The 21,453-nt window shown below is 56.8% G+C and carries 15 protein-coding genes; 9 read left to right on the forward strand and 6 right to left on the reverse strand.

Annotated features, from left to right (window positions below; translation table 11 throughout):
• Positions 1–43 precede the first annotated feature (43 nt).
• The 6 genes from Pla52nx_RS10270 (at position 44) to Pla52nx_RS10295 (ending at position 7,698) form a co-directional block, all read left to right on the forward strand.
• A complete protein-coding gene (locus Pla52nx_RS10270) occupies positions 44–619 on the forward strand; it encodes a DUF4416 family protein (protein WP_146521600.1) in 576 nt (191 codons plus the stop codon).
• A 300-nt stretch (positions 620–919) separates the two neighbouring features.
• Positions 920–1,900 (forward strand): peroxiredoxin-like family protein, encoded by a 981-nt coding sequence (locus tag Pla52nx_RS10275; RefSeq protein ID WP_146521601.1) that lies wholly within the window; start codon positions 920–922, stop codon positions 1,898–1,900.
• 441 nt (positions 1,901–2,341) lie between these two features.
• Positions 2,342–4,588, forward strand: coding sequence for a hypothetical protein (locus tag Pla52nx_RS10280; RefSeq protein ID WP_146521602.1), 2,247 nt, complete (start codon positions 2,342–2,344; stop codon positions 4,586–4,588).
• Between the two features lie 84 nt (positions 4,589–4,672).
• Positions 4,673–5,074: a J domain-containing protein gene (locus tag Pla52nx_RS10285; RefSeq protein WP_146521603.1), complete on the forward strand. Its 402-nt coding sequence runs from the start codon at positions 4,673–4,675 to the stop codon at positions 5,072–5,074.
• Positions 5,067–5,765, forward strand: coding sequence for a nucleotide exchange factor GrpE (locus Pla52nx_RS10290; protein ID WP_197454819.1), 699 nt, complete (start codon positions 5,067–5,069; stop codon positions 5,763–5,765). The genes Pla52nx_RS10285 and Pla52nx_RS10290 overlap by 8 nt, the downstream gene beginning before the upstream one ends.
• A 109-nt stretch (positions 5,766–5,874) precedes the next feature.
• Complete coding sequence (locus tag Pla52nx_RS10295; protein WP_146521605.1) at positions 5,875–7,698, forward strand: Hsp70 family protein; 1,824 nt, start codon at positions 5,875–5,877, stop codon at positions 7,696–7,698.
• 296 nt (positions 7,699–7,994) lie between these two features.
• Here the strand turns inward: Pla52nx_RS10295 and Pla52nx_RS10300 are convergent, their stop codons facing one another.
• From Pla52nx_RS10300 to Pla52nx_RS10310, 3 genes are all read right to left on the reverse strand, one after another.
• On the reverse strand, positions 7,995–11,462 hold the full coding sequence (locus tag Pla52nx_RS10300; RefSeq protein WP_197454820.1) for a PVC-type heme-binding CxxCH protein: 3,468 nt from the start codon (positions 11,460–11,462) through the stop codon (positions 7,995–7,997).
• Positions 11,463–11,821: 359 nt separating this feature from the next.
• A complete protein-coding gene (locus Pla52nx_RS10305) occupies positions 11,822–13,960 on the reverse strand; it encodes an ABC transporter permease subunit/CPBP intramembrane protease (RefSeq protein WP_146521607.1) in 2,139 nt (712 codons plus the stop codon).
• A gap of 5 nt (positions 13,961–13,965) precedes the next feature.
• Positions 13,966–14,694 (reverse strand): ATP-binding cassette domain-containing protein, encoded by a 729-nt coding sequence (locus Pla52nx_RS10310; RefSeq protein WP_146521608.1) that lies wholly within the window; start codon positions 14,692–14,694, stop codon positions 13,966–13,968.
• A 49-nt stretch (positions 14,695–14,743) separates the two neighbouring features.
• Between Pla52nx_RS10310 and Pla52nx_RS10315 the strand changes: the two genes are divergently transcribed.
• Together Pla52nx_RS10315 and Pla52nx_RS10320 are read left to right on the forward strand one after the other, a co-directional pair.
• On the forward strand, positions 14,744–14,920 hold the full coding sequence (locus Pla52nx_RS10315; RefSeq protein WP_197454821.1) for a hypothetical protein: 177 nt from the start codon (positions 14,744–14,746) through the stop codon (positions 14,918–14,920).
• A 127-nt stretch (positions 14,921–15,047) separates the two neighbouring features.
• Positions 15,048–16,466: a tetratricopeptide repeat protein gene (locus Pla52nx_RS10320; protein WP_146521609.1), complete on the forward strand. Its 1,419-nt coding sequence runs from the start codon at positions 15,048–15,050 to the stop codon at positions 16,464–16,466.
• Between the two features lie 565 nt (positions 16,467–17,031).
• Here the strand turns inward: Pla52nx_RS10320 and gap are convergent.
• Entirely contained in the window at positions 17,032–18,060 is a 1,029-nt protein-coding gene (gap, locus tag Pla52nx_RS10325; RefSeq protein ID WP_146521610.1) for a type I glyceraldehyde-3-phosphate dehydrogenase, read from the reverse strand.
• Between the two features lie 174 nt (positions 18,061–18,234).
• On the opposite strand from gap, the gene Pla52nx_RS10330 reads away from it, so the two are divergent.
• Complete coding sequence (locus tag Pla52nx_RS10330; RefSeq protein WP_197454822.1) at positions 18,235–19,101, forward strand: class I SAM-dependent methyltransferase; 867 nt, start codon at positions 18,235–18,237, stop codon at positions 19,099–19,101.
• Here the strand turns inward: Pla52nx_RS10330 and Pla52nx_RS10335 are convergent.
• Complete coding sequence (locus Pla52nx_RS10335) at positions 19,079–20,596, reverse strand: HEAT repeat domain-containing protein (protein ID WP_146521612.1); 1,518 nt, start codon at positions 20,594–20,596, stop codon at positions 19,079–19,081. The genes Pla52nx_RS10330 and Pla52nx_RS10335 overlap by 23 nt on opposite strands.
• Positions 20,597–20,707: 111 nt before the next feature.
• Positions 20,708–21,418, reverse strand: a complete 711-nt coding sequence (gene cmk / locus Pla52nx_RS10340) for a (d)CMP kinase (protein ID WP_146521613.1) — start codon at positions 21,416–21,418, stop codon at positions 20,708–20,710.
• Positions 21,419–21,453: the final 35 nt, after the last annotated feature.

Genomic DNA, 21,453 nt, shown 5'->3' on the forward strand with positions numbered 1-21,453 from the left:
CCGGAAAGCTTGCCAGAGCGGCAGAATATAGCAGGGCAATCAGGTGGCGGAAATCGAGTTGGTCGAACCGGTGATACGGATTTGTGCAGTCATCTCTCGCTATGCCGAAGTGCGTCAGTGGGCGATCGAGCGGATCACCGACCGATGGGGTCAGCTGGTGCTCATCAGCCATGACTTTCCATTCACCGCCGGCGGATTTTACGATGCCCAGATGGGCCGTGATCTTCGCAAAGTCATGGTGGCCTGTCGACAGCCGTGCCAGCCCGATGGATTGGCCGAATGGAAACTGGAAACCAATGCCTGGGAACGCGAGTTCGCTGAGCAATCACAACATCCTGGGGCACAATACCCTGAGTCGCGGCCTTTGAACCTGGATCCAGGTTATGTGACCCAAGCCAAGTTGGTTTTGGCGACCACCAAAGATCGAGATCACCGACTGTACTTGCACGACGGCATCTTTGCCGAAGTCACTTTGAACTACACTGCCAAACAGTGGGTGTCCCACCGCTGGACGTATCCCGACTACAGGACCGACGAGATGAAAGCGTTCGCGCAGCAGTGCCGCGACCACTTGCGGGAACACATCCAGGCGACCGGCCAATTTCGCGCCCGCGTTTGACCAAACAATGAGTTGTGGCATCTTTGGGAAATGCAGATTGTTTTTCATAACCCGACGCGTAAGCGAGGGAATTACCGAGTATCCCTCGCTTACGTGTCGGGTTATGAATCATCCGGGCTAGTGCATCATCCGGTCTTGATTTTGGGGTTAGCCGTTTCGGCGTTAGCCACGGTTGCGTCACGAAAACCGTGGCTAACGCCAAAACGGCTCATCTACCGAACCCACGTTCTAAGACTGGACGATGCACTAGCGGCATTGGCTCACAGATACAACGCAACACGACAAAGTCAGTAGTCTTCTATGAATAAACCGCATCAAAACAACTCCAGACCGTCTCCCCGCTGGATGAGCGTCGTGCTGGTCCTCGCGGCGATATACAACATCGTGTGGGGCATTTGGGTGATCCTGCGTCCCAACGACATGTTCGATTTTGCAAACATTCCTCGCCCCATGTACCCGGCAATTTGGCAATGCGTGGGGATGATCGTTGGTGTTTATGGAGTCGGCTACGCGTGCGCGGCGCGGGACCCGTTGCGGCACTGGCCGGTGACGCTCGTTGGTTTTTTGGGCAAGTTGTTTGGTCCCGTCGGGATCCTGTATGGCTGGCTGACGCTCACACCGGATTCGCCTGGATATTTGCCGCTACGGTTTTCGCTCACGTCACTGACGAACGACGTGATCTGGTGGTTACCCTTCGCTGCTATCCTGTACGCTGCCTTCAAGCATCACAATGCACCGAGTGCAACGAGCGCGAGTTCAACCAGCGTCATGTCCGTCCAAACAGCCAATGAGCAATTCAAGAGTCAACTGGGCAATACGATCGCTCAACTTTCGCGGCAACAAAACGTCTTGGTGTTATTTCTGCGGCACAGCGGCTGTACGTTCTGTCGCGAAGCCCTGTCGGACTTGAGGCAACAGCGTGCGCAGATCGAATCGGGTGGCACCAAGATCGTCATCGTTCACATGAGCGACAACGAAACTTCGCAAGCGTACTTCGCCCACTACGGAGCCGAAGACTTGGATCGAATCAGCGATCCGGATTGCGAGCTTTACCGTGCTTACGAATTGGGGCGAGGCAAGTTCAGTCAGTTGCTCGGCCCGAGTGTTTGGTGGCGTGGATTCAAAGCCGCGATCTTGAACCGTCACGGCGTGGGCAAGCTTGAGGGGGACGGATTTCAAATGCCCGGCACGTTCTTGGTCCGCGACAACCAGATTCAAAAGGCCTACCGTCACGCCACCGCCGCGAGCCGCCCCGACTACTGCGAGCTAGCTGCGGGTTGATCGAGTCGAATAGGGAAACGAGGCAAAGACCAGCACGAAGCGCAAGCGAGTGAATAAATCGCCACGAATCACTCGCTTGCGACGGGTGCTGGTATCAAAGCTCAACTCGCGATTCTGGCACTAGTGCATCGTCCGGTCTTGATTTGGGGGTTAGCCGTTTTGGCGATAGCCACGGTTGTGTCACGAAAACCGTGGCTAACGCCAAAACGGCTCATCTACCGAACCCACGTTCTAAGACTGGACGATGCACTAGTGACTGACGTTCAGAGACCATCCGTTGGCCTAGTACGCTTTCGCTTGCTGCCCACCCCTTGCGCAAACGCTGGGATGCACACCTTTCGCTGAAAATCCCGCCCCCTCTGGTCGAGTTCGGCTGATCTCCCCGTTATATTGTCGGGCAATCAACATTCCTTGGGCTCGTTCGACGGATTCAAAGCTCAGATGGCAACCAAAGCACAACGCAAAGCGCAGAAGGCAAAACGGCAGGAGCGAAAACGACAACGCGCCAAGGTCAAAGAAAAAAAACGTGGCGAATCCCAGCCTTCCACCAGACTGCGTCAACGACTGGCCAAGCAATCTCCCAGAGCTTGGGCCGACGAGATGCCGGAAGATGTCGCGGTTTTCGACAACCAAGTGCTAGCATCTCTTTCGCCTGAATGGAACACGCAAGCGACCATTGTCCGCGAATGCCTTGCGAGCGTTTGCGGCACGCCAAGTGCCGAGTTGCCCGAATCCCTGTCAGCCATTCCACGGACCAGCCCGTACTCCCAGTGGCGTCTTTTCATTCGTGGATTGAAGCACTGGCTGGAGGATGATTTTGCGACGGCGCAAGCAAACTGGGAACGCTTGGATCCAGACAGGCGACCGGGGCGGATCGCGTCCGTGATGCAATTGTCTCGGGACGAGCATTTGAACGAAATGCCTGCCGAACCCACCGATGATGATGAGCTGTTTTTTCAAGCGAAACTGCTGAGGCGAGTGCGATTCGATCGCGTCGCCATCCGGATCGCGCGTTCGGCTGTGCAGATTCCAGAGCCGGAAAAGGATGCCCTGATCGGTCCCCGACTGATTGATTGGCTGCGTGACTTCACCAAGGAATATCGCGATCTGGAGCCAGATTTCGTTCAGGCCTTGCATGAAGTCGCGTTAGGCCGAGCGTATCGAGGAACCTACTATGACCTATTCGACGTAGCCCGGAGTCATTTTCGCGGTCCTCGACACGACAGAAAAAACAGCCTGCTGACATTCCACTTCTACGCCGGCATGCAAAGTGTGAGAGCTCGGCGAATCACCGAAGAAGCCATCAAGAAGTACTTGCAGGTTGACGTGCCTGCGAACAAAGAGATCCCTGAGAAGCTTGGAAAAGCGTTGGTCAGCCAGTTCTATTTGGGCGAGGCGTTGAGACTCGCCTCGCCGGAGCCGGATGATTTATTCTCGTTCCGCAAGAGTCCGGATACGAGAGAGATCAATCAATACTTTCGAGATTCGATCGCGGCATACCCCAGTCATCGGAATGCTCACGTCGAGTATGTCGATTGGCTTGAAGACAATGCGGAGGATGAGCGACTGACGAAGGTCGGCCGCGAGCAGTGGTTGGACAAGGCAGCGGAGGCAAAGATGGCTTGGAGTCAAGCTTTGCCCGACGACATCGAACCACGACTGGACTTGGTCGACTACCTCCTGGAGAAAGAGCGAATTGATGATGCTACGCCGCACGTCGAATTTCTTTCCTCGACTCGCCACGAAAATCCGCTCGTCAATGCGACGAAGTGGAAGTGGACGCTGCTGGAGGCGATGCGTGCTTGCCGACGCAAGACGTGGCTGTCTCGCGTTCCCGAATTGCTGGACCAAGCCGGTTCTTTGTGGCCGAAATGGCTGTCGAAGGATTGGATGCCCTTCTTGCGGGCCGCATTGGCACTGCGAATGGGTGACCAAGCAGAGTTTGCTCAACGCTTCCATTACGACGGTACCCTGCTGAACGCGTGTCGGATGCTGGCTGCTGCTCAGCGGATGCGTGTGACATCGGCCGACCTGAAACCGCTTCGTGCAGCCGTTGACCAGCACGTCAAGAACTTGCAGGCAGTCGCTGTCGAGGATCTGCTCGCGACTTGTGACTTTTTCTGGGACCTGACACGCGTCAAGCTGCTTTATCCTGCCTACCGCATGCACGGAACAAAGATCTCGCGTGAGTTGCTGAAGCGATTTGACGAGAGTCAAAAACTAGTAACCGATCACATCGATGAACCAATGACCCAGGCGTCGCTCTTCTTGATGTCAGAGCAGCGTTTGTTCAACGATCGCTACAGCCTAGAAACGCCAAGTTGGTTTTCTCTTCGGCAGATCGTCGATCATCCGACATTGGCTGCCGCCTCGGCCATCGCTTGCATGAAGATCAGTGGGGCCTACCGATCGCCCGTCGAAGAAGGAACCGTCGAGAAGGTTCGCGAAGCAGCCGAGAGCAGTCGCGATGCATTCTACAGACACTGGTTCAAAGAACTCGCGGATGAATTGGTAGACCACCTCAAGGCGCTCAATCGAAGAGGAAACTCGATAGGTTCCTTTGGCAGCATGTTCTCCAGGATTCTTTCGCAATTCGGAGCGGACGACGATGATGATTACGACGACGGGCCCGAACAGCAGTGCAATTGTGACAAATGTCGTGCCGCCAGAGGAGAGACGCTGTCTTAGTGCGTCCCGTACCACAACGCCATTGAGTCGGTCGCGAGATTTGCGACGACCGTTTCGTCAAACACTCCAACATTTTTCTTGCCCATGATCAATACCTCCACTGACCCCTATGTCGTTCTGGGGTTGTCACATGACGCTACTGATTCCGAGTTGCGATCCCGATACTTGGAATTGGTAAAGTTGTATCCGCCAGAAAAGGATGCGGATCAATTCCGAAAGATTCAGGCGGCCTATGCTGCGGCGAAAGATCCGCTTGCTTGGGCCGATGCATTGCTGCTCCCACCTGACGATGACTCGATACCGTCATGGTCTGATGTCATCGACGATCATCAAAATAGGCCACCCGCGTTGACCCCGAGTTTGTTACTCAGCCTGGGGAACCGATCGCACAAAGACGGCAAGAAATCGGCTTCGGACAAACCAGTATCGGCGAGTGACGACCAAGATGGCGTGTCAACGATCCGGGTGGATCCTGCCCATGATTGAAGACGAGAGAGCATCCGAAACCCGCCCCGACTTGGACCAAGATTCCGAACACTCGCCACAGTTTGGACTGTTGGATGTGATCGAATCGTTTACCGCGATGCGGCATGAATGCCGAGGTCAGATCAAGACAGGTCGAGAACTGGTTGAGCAGGTTCAGCAGGCGTCCAGCAACATCCAAGCGATGCAGTCCAAGCTGGAAAGTTTGATTGTCGCCCATTCCAAGGACGCCACTGGCAAGCTCGTGGCTGCCATCGCGGACCTGGATCACCAACTCACGCGTGCCATCGATGCCGCAATCGCGGAAGGCATCGCCCATCGACAACGTGCCAGCGAACAACAACGCGCGACCGAAGAAAAAATCGCATTGCTGAGCCCGCTGGGGCGATGGTTTGCCAAACCGCTGGTCGATCGTCTGCGATCAGACGATGAACAGAAAAGCTCCGCGGAGCGATCCGATTCTGTCGTGGAAGGCCTGAATTTGATCTTGTCGCGACTGCGGCAAACCATGACCGAGTACCAGATCGAGCGACTCGACACGGTCGGCACCGCATTTGACGGCAGGACGATGAACTCCATCGGCACCGTTCCGTCAGACGAGGTCCCCGTCGGTCACGTCGCCATCCAAGTATCACCTTGCTACCTTTGGCACGGAAATGTTCTGCGTTTTGCCAATGTTCGCGTTTCGGGCTGACCGCACTGCTATCCAAACAGCGAACCACAGCCCTCAGAGTTCTCCTTTTCATTCAGCGTTGTTCCATCACACTTTCCCACATCCTTGAGTTCCTCCAAACGGCCCGCTCATGAGTACATCCACGGATCCCATCGTCGGCATTGACCTCGGTACCACCAACAGCGTCATCGCAGCTTTGATCGATGGTCGCCCCACCGTGTTGGCGGTGGACGGGCAGTCCACCATGCCTTCCGTCGTCGGGCTCAATAGCGACGATCAATTGATCACGGGAACGGTGGCAAGAAATCAATTGGCGGCATTTCCTCAGAAAACCGTTGCGTCGATCAAGCGACGGATGGGCAAGATGGACCCGGTCACCCTTGGTGATCAGTCTTTCACACCACCAGAAATCAGCGCCATGATCTTGCGGCGTCTGCGCGACGAAGCATCACGGGCACTGGGTTGTAGCGTCAACCGAGCCGTCATCACCGTACCGGCTTACTTTGACGAAAACCAACGCCAGGCGACACGCGAGGCGGCGGAACTGGCGGGGCTAAAGGTCGAACGCATCATCAACGAACCGACCGCGGCCACTTTGGTCTATCACAACGACTCGACGCAGCGAAAGCATGTTGTCGTTTATGACTTCGGCGGCGGTACCTTTGACGTTTCGGTCGTCCGAATGGAAGACGGCGTGATCGAAGTTCTCTCCAGCCAGGGCGACACCCAGCTCGGTGGTGACGACATCGACTTGGCGATCCTAGAATTCGTCGCAGACGAGTTTCAAGACGAACATGACATCGATTTGCGATCCGATGACACCTCGCGTTATCGATTGTTGCAGGCTTGCGAGAAAGCAAAGATTGCGCTTTCGACCCTCGAGACGGCCATGATCACAGAAGAGTTCATCGCCGAAAAAGATGGCGTGCCATTGAACCTCAACACCTCGATCTCACGTTCCATCTTTGATGAATTGTGCGAACCGTTCGTCCAGCGCACCGTCACGTGTGTCGATCGCGCGCTCAAAGACTCTGGATTGGGGATTCATCAGATCGACGACTTGGTGCTGGTGGGCGGATCGACTCGTATCGTGTTGGTTCAAGATTACTTGCGGCGAGATTTCCGGCGTGAGCCAAGCCGATCGGTGGACCCCGATCTCGCAGTCGCATTGGGCGCGGCAGTACAGGCCGCGATGATCGACGGGCAATCCGTTGGCACGGTATTGGTCGACGTTTCCAGCCACACGCTGGGAATCAGGGCGTTGGGCGACATGACGCTCTCTGGTCCTGAGGTCATATTCTCTCCCATCATTCATCGCAACACTCCCTTGCCCGCGAGATACGAACAAGCCTTCTCGACGGTTCACGATGAACAGAAGCAAGTAGCGATCAAGGTGCTGCAGGGAGAGCATCGAGATCCCGACCGCAACCAATTGATCGGTGAGTTTTCAATCGAATTGGATAAGGCTGATGGGAACTACAGCAAGATCGTCGTTCGATTCGACTTGACGCTCGATGGGACGCTGAAAGTCACCGCAACGCAACCGGCGTCCGGAATCCGCCAGGAGCTGTCCGTCGACAACGCACTGAGCCAGTTCGTCGCCACGGATCGAGAACGTGTCTCCACTCGCCTCGAGGAAATGTTCGAAAGCTCCGATGAAATGCTCACGCTGGGCGAAACGCCGGATGGGATGAGCATTCTGCGTGCTGATGGAGAGCATCCCTCCGGTCAGTCGCCGAAACAAACCGCTATCGAAAAAGCAAGAGAGCGATTTCCCGCAGCGTACGCGTTGTTGCAGAAAGCCGATCATCTGAAATCGAGCGTGACGGGCGAAGACGCCGCGGACCTGGAATCGCTAAGATCAAACCTTTGCGACGCGATCGAGTCCGAGGATGAAGCAGCGATCCTCAGTCTGTCGGCTGAGTTGGACGACGTGCTGTTCTATGTTCAATAATCGAGGCGACGAAACATCTGCCCCGGAATCGTCAAGATTTCGTTGCCCTGTTTGTCGGGCGACACAATCCGTGTCAGATCGCTGTCGGCGATGTGACGCGGATCTACGCTTGGTCAGGGCAGCACATGAGCGATTGGCTCATCTGCTGCGGCAACCGGCATCCGAAGACGTCATTGCGGAGATCCGCTTGTTGCACCCAAGCTCCCTCTCGCCATCGACAGATTCATGACGAGAGAAGGGAGTTTGGGAACTGCACATGTCAGTCTGGAAAGACTGACGTACAAAACCAGCCTGGGCTAACGCTTGCGGGTTTCCAGGATGTACCGCATCAGGTCGTTGAATTCCTTTCGATTCTTGAGCTGACGTGTCAGATTCTCCGGCATCAACGAGACGTCGGATTCTTTGACGACCTCGATGTCATCCTGTTTGATCTTGATCGGATTGGGTTCGGCCAGATTTCGCAGCACGATTTCCTTGTCGTTCTCTGAAATCCGAATGCCGGTCTGCACCTTGCCGTCCACATCCAACACGCTTACTTGCATGAAGGATTTGTCGATCAGTTTGGAGGGACGCAAGATTGAATCGACCAGTTCTTCCTCCGTCAGCTTCGTCGTCATCTTGGCCAAATCCGGTCCAAGCCGAGCGGCTCCCTTGGGCGGGTCATGGCAAGCAAAGCACGCCGCCGACGATTCGTAAAACAGTCTCTTGCCACGCTGGAGGTTTCCTTCGGCCATCGCGACCGCAGCAAGTTCTCCGGCTGGCGTGTTGAGCAACTCGGTCTCAAGTGCTTCATTGGAGAACTCTTTCGTTTCTTGCCCCTCTCGCATCAATTCCTTTTCCAGCGGATGTTCGGCCAGCAATTCCTCCGGCGTCCAGAAGGTTGTTCGATCGATGGTCTGCTGGCGTACTTTGGCGACCGTCTCAGTGCTCACGGGCGAGGCCTGGTTTCCCCAAGAGTTACGCACAAACGTCAAGACAGCGGCCAGCTCGTCGTCCTTCAGCAGCGACCGGAACGCCGTCATCGGCGGCACACCGCGTGACGGGTCGTAGGTCTTTCCATGGACGATCATTTTGCCCCACACACCGTGCAACGCCATCTTGATCAATCGTTCTTCGCTACCGTTGACCCAGGGGCTGTCGGCAAGCGGCGGATAGACGTTGACGGTTCCCTGCCCACTCGTTTGGTGGCAAGTCGCGCAATGGGATTCGCGTTGATAGACTTGAGCGCCCAAGTTGTAAGCCTTGCGATCGGCTCGTTTCAAATGCTTGGGCGGCGAGAACTTCACGAACTCGATCTCAGCCGGTGCGGCGAAACCGCTTGCGCCGGTCGCATCGACATTTTTCCAAAAGTGTTCGACCGTCTTGGCCGCGACGACCGCGTGCTTGACATCCGAGCTGAGCAGTGTGTTCAACAATTCTTCGTTAGGAACGCCATGTTGTTGATGCAACCACAACGCTTCGAGCAAATGGTGAGCTTCCGTTTCATCGTTGGGGTCAAAGTCCTTCATCCATTGCTGGGTCGCCGCGATGACTTCGTCGGAGTCACGACCGCTCAGCTCGACACGTGTTCGATGACGGATGCCGTTGACCCTGTGTTTCAAGTTTTCCAACAAAGCTTCGATCGGCTCGCCTTCGATTTTCACGGCTGCTTGCAACGGTCGGTCTTTCACAGTTAAACGAAAAATGCGTCCGTGATTGTGGTCACGATTGGGGTCGCGAATGTTGTGTTGCATGTGGCCGATGATGGCGTTGTGCCAGTCGGCGACATACAACGCGCCGTCGGAGCCGACAACGGCATCGGTGGGACGGAAGTTACGATCTTCGCTGTTGAGCAACTCCACACCCGGTGTTCCCCAGACGTGGCCAAACTGCCGATCTTTGCCGTTTCCTTCGCGATCCAAATCGTACTGTTTGACTCCCAGAAACCCGATCGTGTTGCAGATCAAAAAGTCGTCTTGCAGTTCTTCTGGAAAGTGATCGGAGGACAAAATTTCGTCTGCCGCGACGGGACGAAACTCTTTGGTCAACAGCGTGTGCATCTTGAATCCCTTGCCCTCGGGACGCACCTGGAATGAGTTGCCGCCGGTCCCATCGTTGGCGTAGCAATATCCCCAGTAGTCAAAACTGGTGCCGTGTGGGTTGGGGGAATTGCCCGCGTGCGGCGTGATCGCAAAGGTCCGCGGATCGAATCGGTACATTCCCGATGCGCCGATGTTCAAGTTCTGTTTCCAGGGTGTTTCATGGTTGTGAACCAAAAAGATCCCGCTCTGCCAGTAGATTCCGCCATCCGGGCCGTAGATCAAATTGTTGGCGGCGTGGTGCGTGTCCGCTGTGCCCAAACCTTGCAAGATCGGATACCGCACGTCGGCTTTGTCGTCTCCGTCGGTGTCCTTGAGGAACAAAAGATCGGGGCCGGACGTGACGATGACGCCGCCGCCCCAGAACTCAAAACCCAATGGGTTGTGGACGTGGGCAAAGATCTTGCGTTCGTCCGCTTTCCCATCGTTGTCCGTGTCCTCAAAGATCATGAGGCTGTCGTTCATCTCTTTGCCGGGTTCCCACTTGGGATACGTGTTCCAGCTCGCAGCCCATAATCGGCCCCTGGCATCGACCTGCATCTGAACGGGGTTGGCAAAGTCAGGGAACTGGACTTCCGAGGCAAACAGGTTCAGTTCATAACCCTCGGGCACTTTGATCTTTGCCATCGATTCCTCGGGGCTCAGGTAGTCGACGCTGCCTTCTTTTGCGGCGCTGCTGCTCTTGCTGCCGCCGCCAACGTTGGAGATGACCTTGACCGGTGGCGGGACGTTGCTGTCGTCCACCACGTACTGCTTGCCCTCGGCGGCCGCCCAAACCAGTTTGTCGCGGTTGGCCGTCATCACATCCAGCATCACCAACTCGTGTTTCAGCACATCCGCGTTGCTTTGCCCATCGACAAAGGTCAACGTGGAACGTCCGCCCCAGATGTCGTTGCCATCGGTCGCGTGATATCGGTTGTGCCAAGTCCAGTTCTTTTCTTTCACCGCCGCGTACAAATCGGCCATCTTGGTTTCGTCAACTGCAACGGGTTGTCCCAGCAGTGCGCCGGTGATGATCTCGGCCAGCTTCTTGTAACCTTCCTCGTTCAGATGAATTCCGTTGATGGTGTAACGCTGTTTGTCAGACTCGAAAAGTTTCTTTGTCGGCGTGAACAGGTCGACATAGGTCACACCGGTTTCTTCGGCAGCCTTGCGGGTGGCTTCGGCATACACGGCCAAATTCGCGTTCAGCTCCGTGCCATCGGGCAGGTGTCGGTCGCCCAAGTTTTGATAGGCGATGGGACTGAACAGGACGAAACGTACGTCCTTTTCTTTCTCTCGACGCAACTCGGTGTACCGCTGAACGAGCTTGACCAATTCACCTTGATAAGCATCGGCGCCACCGGGGCCGGCGAAAGATTCGTTGTATCCATAGAACGTGAAGACGACGTCCGGTCCGACATGCTGTAGGTACTCGGCGTCGTTGGTGAAGCCTTGGTTCCGCGGTCGCTTGTTGACCATGTCTCCCGAGAAGCTCATGTTTCGGAAGCTGACATTCATTCCCTTGAGCTGGCTCTGCAGGGCTGTCTCGACCCACGGGTCGTGCTGCATTCGGTCGGCAAGACCGTTGCCATAGACCGCGACCACGTCGTTGGTTTGAAACGAAAATGCATCGGCCGCGCTGGAGGATTGTCCGCTCAGCGTGGCGGCCAGTACGCACAAGAGCGAAAGGGTAAATCTTGGCATGAAGCGAAAACAGTGCATGTTCAGAAGGCTGTTTGCGGGGAGGGTGACAGGTACAGATGGCGTGGAATCCGCCGGTGGGTGGAGAGTATTGTAGTCTAAGAAGCCGGAGATGGGCGAAGCGGGAAAAGGCGAGATGGGAACGCCGAAATTCCCCACCGTCCGCGAATCGCCTTCGGCGATTCGCGGACGGTGGGGAGGTGAATGTGCTTGTATTGACGGTAGCTGCCAGTTGTTGCTCCGAACCGGGGCAAGCCCGGCGGAAGCAAGGAATAGATCTTTCGAAAACCAAGAATGCCACAACCCGATCCTTTTTACAGTCCGGCGATAGCCCGAATCTGAAGTGGTGCCCGCCGCGAACGCTATCGATTTGGAAAGTCGAGCGACGAATGATCGGTGTTCGTCGGCGAAATCCGCGTTCCCGAGAATGCGATCACCAAGCAACCTGCGATCGCGATGCCGGTCGCGGTGGCGAGCCAACTGATGGGCAAATGAGAATGACCATCGAATCCTTCGCCCAAGAAAGCAAGCTCCTTGTGATAGTGCGCGACCACCTCCACCAACGCGTTGTGAACGAAGTGCATCAGCATGCCGGGCAAGACACTGCCGGTTCGATAGGCGATCCACCCCAGCACCAATCCCAGCAGCGTGGTCGGCACAAATCGTTCCAGCAGCAAGACATTGCCGGTCACGACATGAAACAATCCGAACAGCAACGCGGTCAAGAAAATGGTCGGCCAAGGACGCAAGGACTTGGAGAGCGCGGAAAAGAGAAATCCGCGAAAACACAGTTCTTCGATCACGGCCGGTGTCAACGCCAGCGTGATCACCAACAGCACCGGCGAGGAGTTGCGGAAAAGATCCAGTGTCTTGAGCCCACGCTGGATACGTTCGCTGTCCAGGCCAGCGATCCCGAGTTGATCGGCAACGATGTACGATTCCAACGCGATACCCCACGCACCCAATCCGACCAACAACGCGCCGATGATCGCACCGACTCGAGGCGTCGTGATTCGAAAGGTCGTCTGCAAGCGACTGCGGCTCAGCCAAGCCGCAGCCAACGGCACCAGACCGAACGTGGCTGCCAGCGAGATGGCGTTGAACATCAACTTGGATGGCACCGACAGGTCCGCGACCACACGCATCAGCACGTTGGAAACGATGAAGTAAATCGGAACGAGCAACGCCATCATCATGGCTGCCGTTTGCGGCGTGGGTACCGCTCGAGAGACTTCTGAGCGGCGGAACAACGAAGCGATGGATTGCTGGCTGGTGCGCATCACCGCATCGCTGCCAAACAGCATCGAGGCAACACCCAATGCAGCCGCGGCGTAGGCGCACGTGCTGATCACCGCGATCGCTGCCGCTGCAGGATTCACATTGCCCTGCAAGACATCGCGGGCCAAAACAACAATGTTGACCAACGGTGCGATCGCGAGTGGCCCGGAAAGCTTAACCCCGGGCATCAGGGACAGCATCCCCGGCGTGAGCGAGAGCAGCATGACCGGGATCAAATACGCTTGAGCCTCTTTGAAGGACTTGGCAAAGCTGGTCAAGGAAAGCAGCACTGCCGAAAAGAAACCGCTGAATAGCACCAGCAGGCCGAGGATCTGTAGCACCGGCAGCCACGGAAAGCCGGTGTCGTCGCCGGTCAACAGTCCCAGCAGGCCGCTGGCCCACAACGTAGTGAACATCGCCAGCAGATTGGCCATCGCAGTCAACAACGCGACCGTGACCACGGCGGTGTACTTGGCGAACAGCACGTGCCAACGAGGAACGGGCGACGCCATCAACGATTCCATGGTTCCTCGTTCGCGTTCACCGGCGGTCAAGTCGATCGCGGGATAGACGGCACCCGTGATCGTCATCAAGACCAGCACCAGGGGGACGATGGTGCCGAGCATCGACGGCGATTGGACTTCACCAACATCCTCCACGGAAACCACTGCCGGTGGCTGAAATCCTGTGGGCGAATTGGCCGCGATTTCTTCGGCAATACTCTTAGACAGCCACTGCAATCGTTCCACCATGATGCGCTGGCTGTTCTGGCTTGCCGCATCACCATTGAATGCAATGAACTTCACGTTCGGCGGAACCATTTCTGCTTCTTCGCCGAAGTCGATCTCACATGCGATATCGATCTTGTTCTTTTCGAGTGCTTCGCGAGGATGCTCCTGCTCCGTATTGAACACTTCGAATTTCGCCAAGCCTCCGTCGCTCGCATTCAACACCGCCTCCGGCGGTCGACTACGAGGATCCTGCAACCATTCGCTCAACTGCATGCCTTCGCGATCGGATGCCACCCCAATCGTATAGGCGACTTGGCCGGATGGGTCCGACGCAGCGGTCAGCAAGAATCGATTGAGCGCCATGCTCAACAGCGGATAAACCAGCAACGGCATCAACAACAACGTCGTGATCGTGCGTCGGTCGCGAATCGTTTCTTTCAATTCCTTCTGACACAAACGCCACATCCGTCCGTGATTCTTCGTCGTCGCCATGTTGTTCAATTCCTGATCAAGTCGACGAAGATATCCACCAAGGTCTTGTGGCCGGTCGCATCGCGGAGTTCTTGCATGGTTCCGGTATACTGAAGGTGTCCCTTATGCAGCAATCCGAAGCGATCGCACAACCGCTCTGCTTCGTCGAGTCGGTGCGTGCACACCACGACGGCTTTGCCTGCCTGACGGAGGATGCTGATGTAGTCAAAGATCGTTTGCACACCGACGACGTCCAAACCGCGTGTCGGTTCGTCCAACAGCATCACCGGCGGATCGTGAATCAACCCGCGAACCAACGTCACACGCTGGCGTTGCCCCGTGCTGAGGTCCCCGGCGCGGCGGTCCAACAAATTGCGGATCTCCATCAAGTCCGAGAGGTTTTCGCAGCGTTGCTCGGCCAGTTGGTGCGGAACGTCGTACAGGTCCGCAAAATAAAGCAGCATTTCTCGGACGGTCAGCCAAGAATAGACGCCATCGTTTGCCGACACGAATCCCAGGCGAGACTTCACGCCAATTGGATCGGTCTGGGTCGTCAGCCCGTCCACACTTGCGTAGCCGCCATCGGGTTCCAGCAGCCCCAGGATCATCCGCATCGTCGTCGTCTTACCGGCTCCGTTTGGACCCAGCAGCCCATAAACTTCCCCCGGATGGACTTCTAATGACAAGTTATCCACTGCCGTCAGATCGCCATGTTCCAACTGGAATCGCTTGGAGAGGGAATGGACGATCAGCATACGATGGCTTCGACAACTTTCCGACGCGGTTTCGGTGGACGGTTGGGAGATGGCAGTTTGTTTGATTCGCAGCAAACCGTCCATTGGTTCGCACCTTTTACCCGCATTGGCAAATTGGACCGGATGGAACGAACAACAGCACTATAACAGTGAGTACATGGCCAATGGTGTTCGAGCCGGATTCGTGACGCGAGCCGACTCGTCATCCGCGGGGATTTGGCAATAATGGCCCCCGTCGGGTTGATGCACCTTCGTGCAGCCCATCGATTCACCCCCCTTTTTTACATTCCATTCTCCATTCTCAGGGACGCAAAACTTTGGAGCCCCCGCGGGACACAAACGACAATGAATGGATGAGCGTTCCTGCCATCGTTCCCTTTGAGCCCTTGCGGAGCCTGGATGAGTGGATCGATGAACCCAGCACCGCTCGACAAACGGGCGATGAACGGCTGGGCGATGAACGGCTGGAAGATGAACGGCTGGAAGATGAACGGCTTGGCGATAGCGACGAGGAGTCCTCCGCTGCGATCGTATACACAGAACCGGACAGCCCAGTCAAAGGCGTCCGAATCGCTTTGGTCGGGCGCTTCGGTGGAATGAATCAGCGCGAAGCCACGAACTTGTTGCGTTCTTACGGGGCAATCGTGGTCGACATCGGTCAGTCACTGATCGACTGGGTGGTCATCGGTGCCGAAGAACCACCGTTATCAGAAGCCGATTTGTTAAGCCAGCGGCTGATCGAAGCGGCCGCGGCGGGGGCTCTGCAGGTCGTCAGCGAAACCCAGCTTTGGCAACAACTCGGGCTGGTCGACATCGAGCAATCGGTCCGCCGTTATCACACGCCGGCGATGCTGGCGGGGCTGCTGGATGTGTCGGTGCAGGTGATTCGTCGCTGGCAGCGGCTGGGATTGATTCGCCCCGTCAAAACGATGCACAAGCTGCCGTATTTTGACTACCAAGAAGTCGCAACGGCACGGCGTCTGGCGCAATGGATCGCCGCCGGTGCAAGTCCGGCGGCGATCGAAAGACGCTTGGCTCAATGGGTCGAGATCTTGCCAAATATCGGCCGTCCACTGGATCAGTTGTCGGTCCTCGTCTCCGGCAAAGAGGTCTTGTTGCGACAAGGCAACGGACTGATCGACCCGACGGGACAGATGCGATTTGATTTCGACGCGTTGAATGCGCAAAGCGACAGTGGCCAGGATCGATCCAACGAAACGAGTTCAGATCGAGACGATGAATCGGTCTTGCTCGTACGCGAGACCGTCTTGCCATTTGCACACAACACGTCCGACAAGGGCCAATCGACGCTGCCGGTGGATGTTTTATTGGCCGACGCTTATGCCGCGGAAGACGATGATCAGTGGGAAGCCGCGATCGATCTGTATCACTTGATTTTGGCGCGCGACGGTCCGCGTGCCGACATCAACTTTCAAATCGCCGAGCTGCTGTATCGTCAGGGCTACCTGATGGCCGCGCGCGAGCGGTACTACACGGCGTTGGAGGTCGATCCAGACATGGTGGAGGCTCGCGCGAGCTTGGCAGGCGTGCTGCTGGAAACCGGCCATGTTGAACTCGCCATCGCTGCCTACCGCGGTGCACTGTCATTGCACGACGAGTACCCCGACGTCCACTACAACCTCGCCAAAGTCCTGGACAACGCCGGACGCGGTGAGGAAGCGTTGACGCATTGGCGGCGGTTCTTGGAACTGGCTCCCGAGAGTCCGTGGGCGAGCGAAGCGATCGCGAGATTGGACGAAGCGGTCGAGTGATCGACTGAGATCACAGGCTAGCGCGCTGTTGATTTAGTGAGCCGCGACGCGTAAGCGGCCGGGCCTACCGCATTGCCCGGTGCCTTACGGCCCACGGCTCACCCTTGCGTTCCCAATTTCGATTAAATCAACAGGCCACTAGCCGTGGGCCAGCATGCATCGCAATCAAAGTGAGCCTCAGGCGCTAGCCGTGGGCCAGCATGCATCGCAATCAAAGTGAGCCTCAGGCGCTAGCCGTGGGCCGGCACCACAATCCGCCTCAGGCCCACGGCTAGCCCGGGTTATTCATTAGCCGGCACGCGATAGCGTCCGGTTCCCGAGTATAGGCGTGAGAACCGGACGCTATCGCGTGGCGGCTGATGTGCGCAGACTGTTTACGTGCCAATCCGCACAAGCCGTTTCATGCAAACGTGTTGCGATGACCGTATTGAGTCGCGTGAATAATCCGGGCTGTAGGTCGTCGGAAGGTCGTCGGATGTCAGTCAACAATGCCGATTGGGCACAAAAAAAGCCCGGTGTTGCCACCGGGCTTTTCATGTTCAATGAAATCGCTGAACCGTTGGGTTTACAGCATCGCGCCGATTTTGGCGACCAAGTCTGCAGTGCGGCAGCTATAGCCCCACTCGTTGTCGTACCAGCTCACGACCTTTGCCATCTTGCCTTTTCCGCCCAGGACTTGGGTGAAGTCGGCGGCAAAGATGCTGCTGTGAGGATCGTGAACGATGTCGCTGCTGACGATCGGGTCGGTGGCGAAGAACAGGATGCCCTTCAAATCACCTTCAGCAGCTTCTTTAATCGCTGCGTTGATTTCTTCCGCAGTGACTTCTTTGCTCAAGTTGACCGTCAAGTCGACCACGCTGCCGGTCGGCACGGGAACTCGCATTGCGATACCGGTCAGCTTGCCTTGCAGGGCAGGGATGACCAATCCGACAGCCTTCGCAGCACCTGTGCTGGTCGGGATGATGTTTTGGGCAGCACCACGAGCACGATACAAGTCCTTGTGCGGTTGGTCTTGGACGTTTTGATCGTTCGTGTAAGCATGAACGGTCGTCATCAGTCCCGACTCGATACCGAACTTTTCGTGCAACACCTTGGCGACGGGTGCCAAGCAGTTGGTGGTGCAGCTGGCGTTGCTGATGCACTTCAGATCGGGGGTGAGCTGATCGTCGTTGACACCCAGAACGCAAGTCAGGTCGGCGCCGTCTTTGGCAGGTGCGCTCAAGACGACTTTCTTGCAGCCGGCTTCCAAGTGCGAGTCGTAACCGGCTTTGCCATCAGCGGCACGTCCGGTGAAGATACCGGTCGACTCGATCACGATGTCGACGTTGTGTTCGCCCCAAGGCAAGTTGGCAGGATTGCGCTCGGCCAAAGCCAAGATTCGCTCGCCGTTGACGGTCAGAGACTCGTCGTCATACTCGACGGTGCCTGGGTAACGACCGTGAATGCTGTCGTACTTCAGCAGCGTCGCCAATGTTTTGTTGTCGGTCAAATCGTTGACGGCAACGACGTCGAACTCGTCACGACGTTCCATCAGATTTCGAAAGGTCAGTCGTCCGATGCGACCGAAACCGTTGATTGCAACTCGAATAGCCACGGTAGTGTTGACTCCTGGCGGGATGGGGGCGAATGCCCGCAAATGGGATGGGAAAGGTTCAGCGTGCAACAGGCCCTGAGCCTCGTAGCCGCCACCGCGTGCGGATTATAGAAACGCAATCTGATTTTCAACCAGCCCCCGCAATCACTCAGTGTCCTCTTCCCGGAGCCAAAATTGACCTCATCTGATCCGCCCCCGTTGTGGCGACGTCCCGCCGGAGTGACCGGCGGCATTTGGCGGTACACTCATCAGCGGTCGATCGCGGACCACTACGATGATTTTGTGGCGGATACTCCGCTATGCAAGCTGGATGCCGACATCGTCTCGCGGTACCTGCCACCCCTGAATCCGCTGCCGTTGACGGTGGAAAAAGCCGTGGATTCGGGGGAGAAAACAGCACAGAAAAATCATGCTGCCGACCGACCGATCGTCGTGGATCTGGGCTGTGGCACCGGACGAATCGCTTGGCCGCTCGCTGAAAACGGTTATGACGTCATCGGAGTCGACCTGAGCAGGCCGATGTTGCAGACAATGTTGGCCAAGCGGCAGGCGATGAAAACGGACGCAGCGGGATCGGTTCACGCTCTGGAGGCAAATTTGGTTCAACTGGGTGGATTGCGAGACGACATCGCCGATCACGCGGTCTGTCTTTTCAGCACCTTGGGCATGATCCACGGTCGCCAAAATCGCCGAGAAACCTTGCGTCACGCGGCGCGGATCGTTCGCTCCGGCGGCACGTTGATCGTGCATGTTCACCGTCGCTGGGCCGCGTTCCGGGAGCCAACGGGCTGCCGTCGACTGTTGCGTTCCTGGTGGAACAGCATCAGAAACTCAGGTGATGAGTTCGGCGACGCCGTTTATGCGTACCGCGGATTGAGCGACATGTTCATGCATCGGTTTTCGTGGCGTGAACTGTCGACCGACTTGCGTGAATGTGGCTGGCGACTGGGGGACACGCATTGGGTAGCGTTGGACGGTCGCACGGTGGTATCACGAGCGTGGGACGCCAGTGGCATGATCATGACGGCAAGTGCAACGTGATCCGGCGTCCTCGTTCATCCATCGCGGCCACGATCACCGACAGCGGTTTGCGGGGACCGATTTCCGCGAGATCGATGCGATGATCGGGAAACTGTGATCGGTGCACGAGCCCTTGGATGTTGGGCATGACTTCGACGAAGACGCCATAGTTCGTCACGCCCGTGATTTCACCGTGCAATCGGGTGCCGACAGGGATACGTCGTGCCATCGTGACCCACGGATCCGGCTGCATGCGACGGATACTGACGAACACTTTGCCCGTCTCGCAATCGACCGATAAGACTTTTACATTGATCGGGGTTCCCGGCGTCAACAGATCGCAAGCATCGCCGACTCGGCCCCACGCGATCTCGTAGCTGGGCAACAGCATCGAGAGCCCTTGGTAACGCAGGATGACGAATCCAGGGTCCACGTACTCGATCTCTGCCGAAACGATTTCATCGACCCGAATCAACTCGGGGGTGGTCTGCAACATCTCGCGGTTAGCCATCAGTCGCGGGTCCGCCTCTGCTGCGGAGACCTCCAACTGACGCTTGAACGCATCGGCATCGGGCAAATCGTCGACGTGATGCAACTTGCCGGTCTTGACGGCGACGCGGTGCAGGTTGCGAGTGGGTTTGATTTGATAGGCGTCCACGAGCAACTGGGTGATGTCTTCGCCGAGTTGGTGCAAGGCCAACAAGGCGGGCGACCGCAAGCCGACGTGGTCACTCGCGATCGCTTTGAGCAAGTCGATCGCTTCATAGCCCTTCAGCTCCCCGATCGCTTCGATGATCTTGCGTGTCGCCGAAGTCCACTTGGTGCGGGGGTGAACCGGATCGATCGCCGGCGACTGCTGCAACGCTTCGATCAAATCCGGCAACGCCTCGTTGGCAGCCAACAACGACAGGCCTTGCGCGGCCGAACGAACCATGCGATTGTTTCCGTAGGCCAACAAGTAACGCAGGCGTTCACTGATGTTGGGATCGCCGATGCGGGATAACGCCAGCGCGGCCGGAGGTACAAAATGTTCGTTTCCGTCGTTCATGCACTCCGTGATCACGTCCGCGGCTTGAGTGATCTGTTGCCGTCCGAGCGCTTCGATGGCGGCGCAAACGATCGACACATTTTCATCGTTCCTGGCGAACCCGATCAACAGATCAACTATTGATGGGTCCAGCGGATGGGGTTGGTGCCCAAGAGCTTTGATCGCCGCGATTCGGCAGGCAAAATCATCCGAGTGCAACCACGGCAACAATTCACTTGGACTGGTTGCGATTTGCGAAGCACGGTGAGAGACCGATTCAATCAGCGGCCTGGAGTGCTGGTGAATCAACTTGGAGAACAGTTGCTCCAGGGTCGGCGGCGGTGGCTCGTCTCTTTCGATAGCGGATGCGCTGCTTTCGACGGCGGATGCGTGTCTTTCGACGGCGGATGCGCCCTCGGCGACCCCCGATGGGCCATCCAACTCGTTCGAAAATCCCGCTTCGTCAGACTCAAATGGTTCATCGCTCACTCAAGTGGTCCTTGTAACAGGCGGGCTTACAACAGGCGGGCGTACAACATGCGGGCGTACAACATGCGGGCCGGAATGGGTGGGACGATTCCGCGATCGCAGCGTGTGTGTCTATCTTGGCAGGTTTATCATTGCGGCGTCCGGTTCACGGGGCAAGTTTTCTCCGTTGAAGTTTTTCTGGCATTTGCGAACGATCTGCAGGATGGCCTCCAGGACTTCATCGGCCGACATCCCATCACTCTGGACGATGACCGCGTCTTTCGCGGCACGCAAACGGCCGACGTCTCTCATGCGGTCTTCCAGGTCCCGCTGGTTTTGTGCCGCCAGGACGTCTTCAAAGGAAACGTATTTTCCAGAATCCGCCATCTGTCGCTGTCGTCGTCGCGCCCGCTCCTCCGGCGATGCTGTCAAAAACACTTTGCAATGGGCATCCGGAAAGACCTCTGCGCCCTGGTCCCGGCCTTCGGTCACGATGTCCCGCCCGGCGGCAATCTGACGTTGCAAATGAGACAGTTGTTGGCGAACGGCCGGCACGTCGGCGAGATGCCGGATCGACCGCGTCACCTCCGTAGACCGTATGGCCTCCGAGACGTCTTCGTTGCCCAGAAAGACGCGATGGTTTTCCCAGCGGATTTCCAACTCGCGAACATGTTGGGCCAATCCATCCGGATCTCCGACATCCAATTGAGCACGCATGACGGAAAGCGTTGCGGCGCGGTACATCGCTCCGGTGTCCAGGAATTCAAACCCCAAACGTGCAGCGACTTGGTGCGCAATGCTGCTCTTGCCAGCGCCGGCGGGGCCATCAATGGTAACGATCAAGTTTTGCTTTCCTTGTCCCGATTCCCTGTTGAATC

Source organism: Stieleria varia (genome assembly GCF_038443385.1).
Classification (GTDB): domain Bacteria; phylum Planctomycetota; class Planctomycetia; order Pirellulales; family Pirellulaceae; genus Stieleria; species Stieleria varia.

What these genes read in the sequence shown, in the direction of transcription:
- Pla52nx_RS10275 (WP_146521601.1), top strand. Translation starts at nt 920, where the DNA reads ATGAATAAACCGCATCAAAACAACTCCAGACCGTCTCCCCGCTGGATG.
- Pla52nx_RS10280 (WP_146521602.1), top strand. Translation starts at nt 2,342, where the DNA reads ATGGCAACCAAAGCACAACGCAAAGCGCAGAAGGCAAAACGGCAGGAG.
- Pla52nx_RS10285 (WP_146521603.1), top strand. Translation starts at nt 4,673, where the DNA reads ATGATCAATACCTCCACTGACCCCTATGTCGTTCTGGGGTTGTCACAT.
- Pla52nx_RS10290 (WP_197454819.1), top strand. Translation starts at nt 5,067, where the DNA reads ATGATTGAAGACGAGAGAGCATCCGAAACCCGCCCCGACTTGGACCAA.
- Pla52nx_RS10295 (WP_146521605.1), top strand. Translation starts at nt 5,875, where the DNA reads ATGAGTACATCCACGGATCCCATCGTCGGCATTGACCTCGGTACCACC.
- Pla52nx_RS10300 (WP_197454820.1), bottom strand. Translation starts at nt 11,462, where the DNA reads ATGCCAAGATTTACCCTTTCGCTCTTGTGCGTACTGGCCGCCACGCTG.
- Pla52nx_RS10305 (WP_146521607.1), bottom strand. Translation starts at nt 13,960, where the DNA reads ATGGCGACGACGAAGAATCACGGACGGATGTGGCGTTTGTGTCAGAAG.
- Pla52nx_RS10310 (WP_146521608.1), bottom strand. Translation starts at nt 14,694, where the DNA reads ATGCTGATCGTCCATTCCCTCTCCAAGCGATTCCAGTTGGAACATGGC.
- Pla52nx_RS10315 (WP_197454821.1), top strand. Translation starts at nt 14,744, where the DNA reads ATGGCAGTTTGTTTGATTCGCAGCAAACCGTCCATTGGTTCGCACCTT.
- Pla52nx_RS10320 (WP_146521609.1), top strand. Translation starts at nt 15,048, where the DNA reads ATGAGCGTTCCTGCCATCGTTCCCTTTGAGCCCTTGCGGAGCCTGGAT.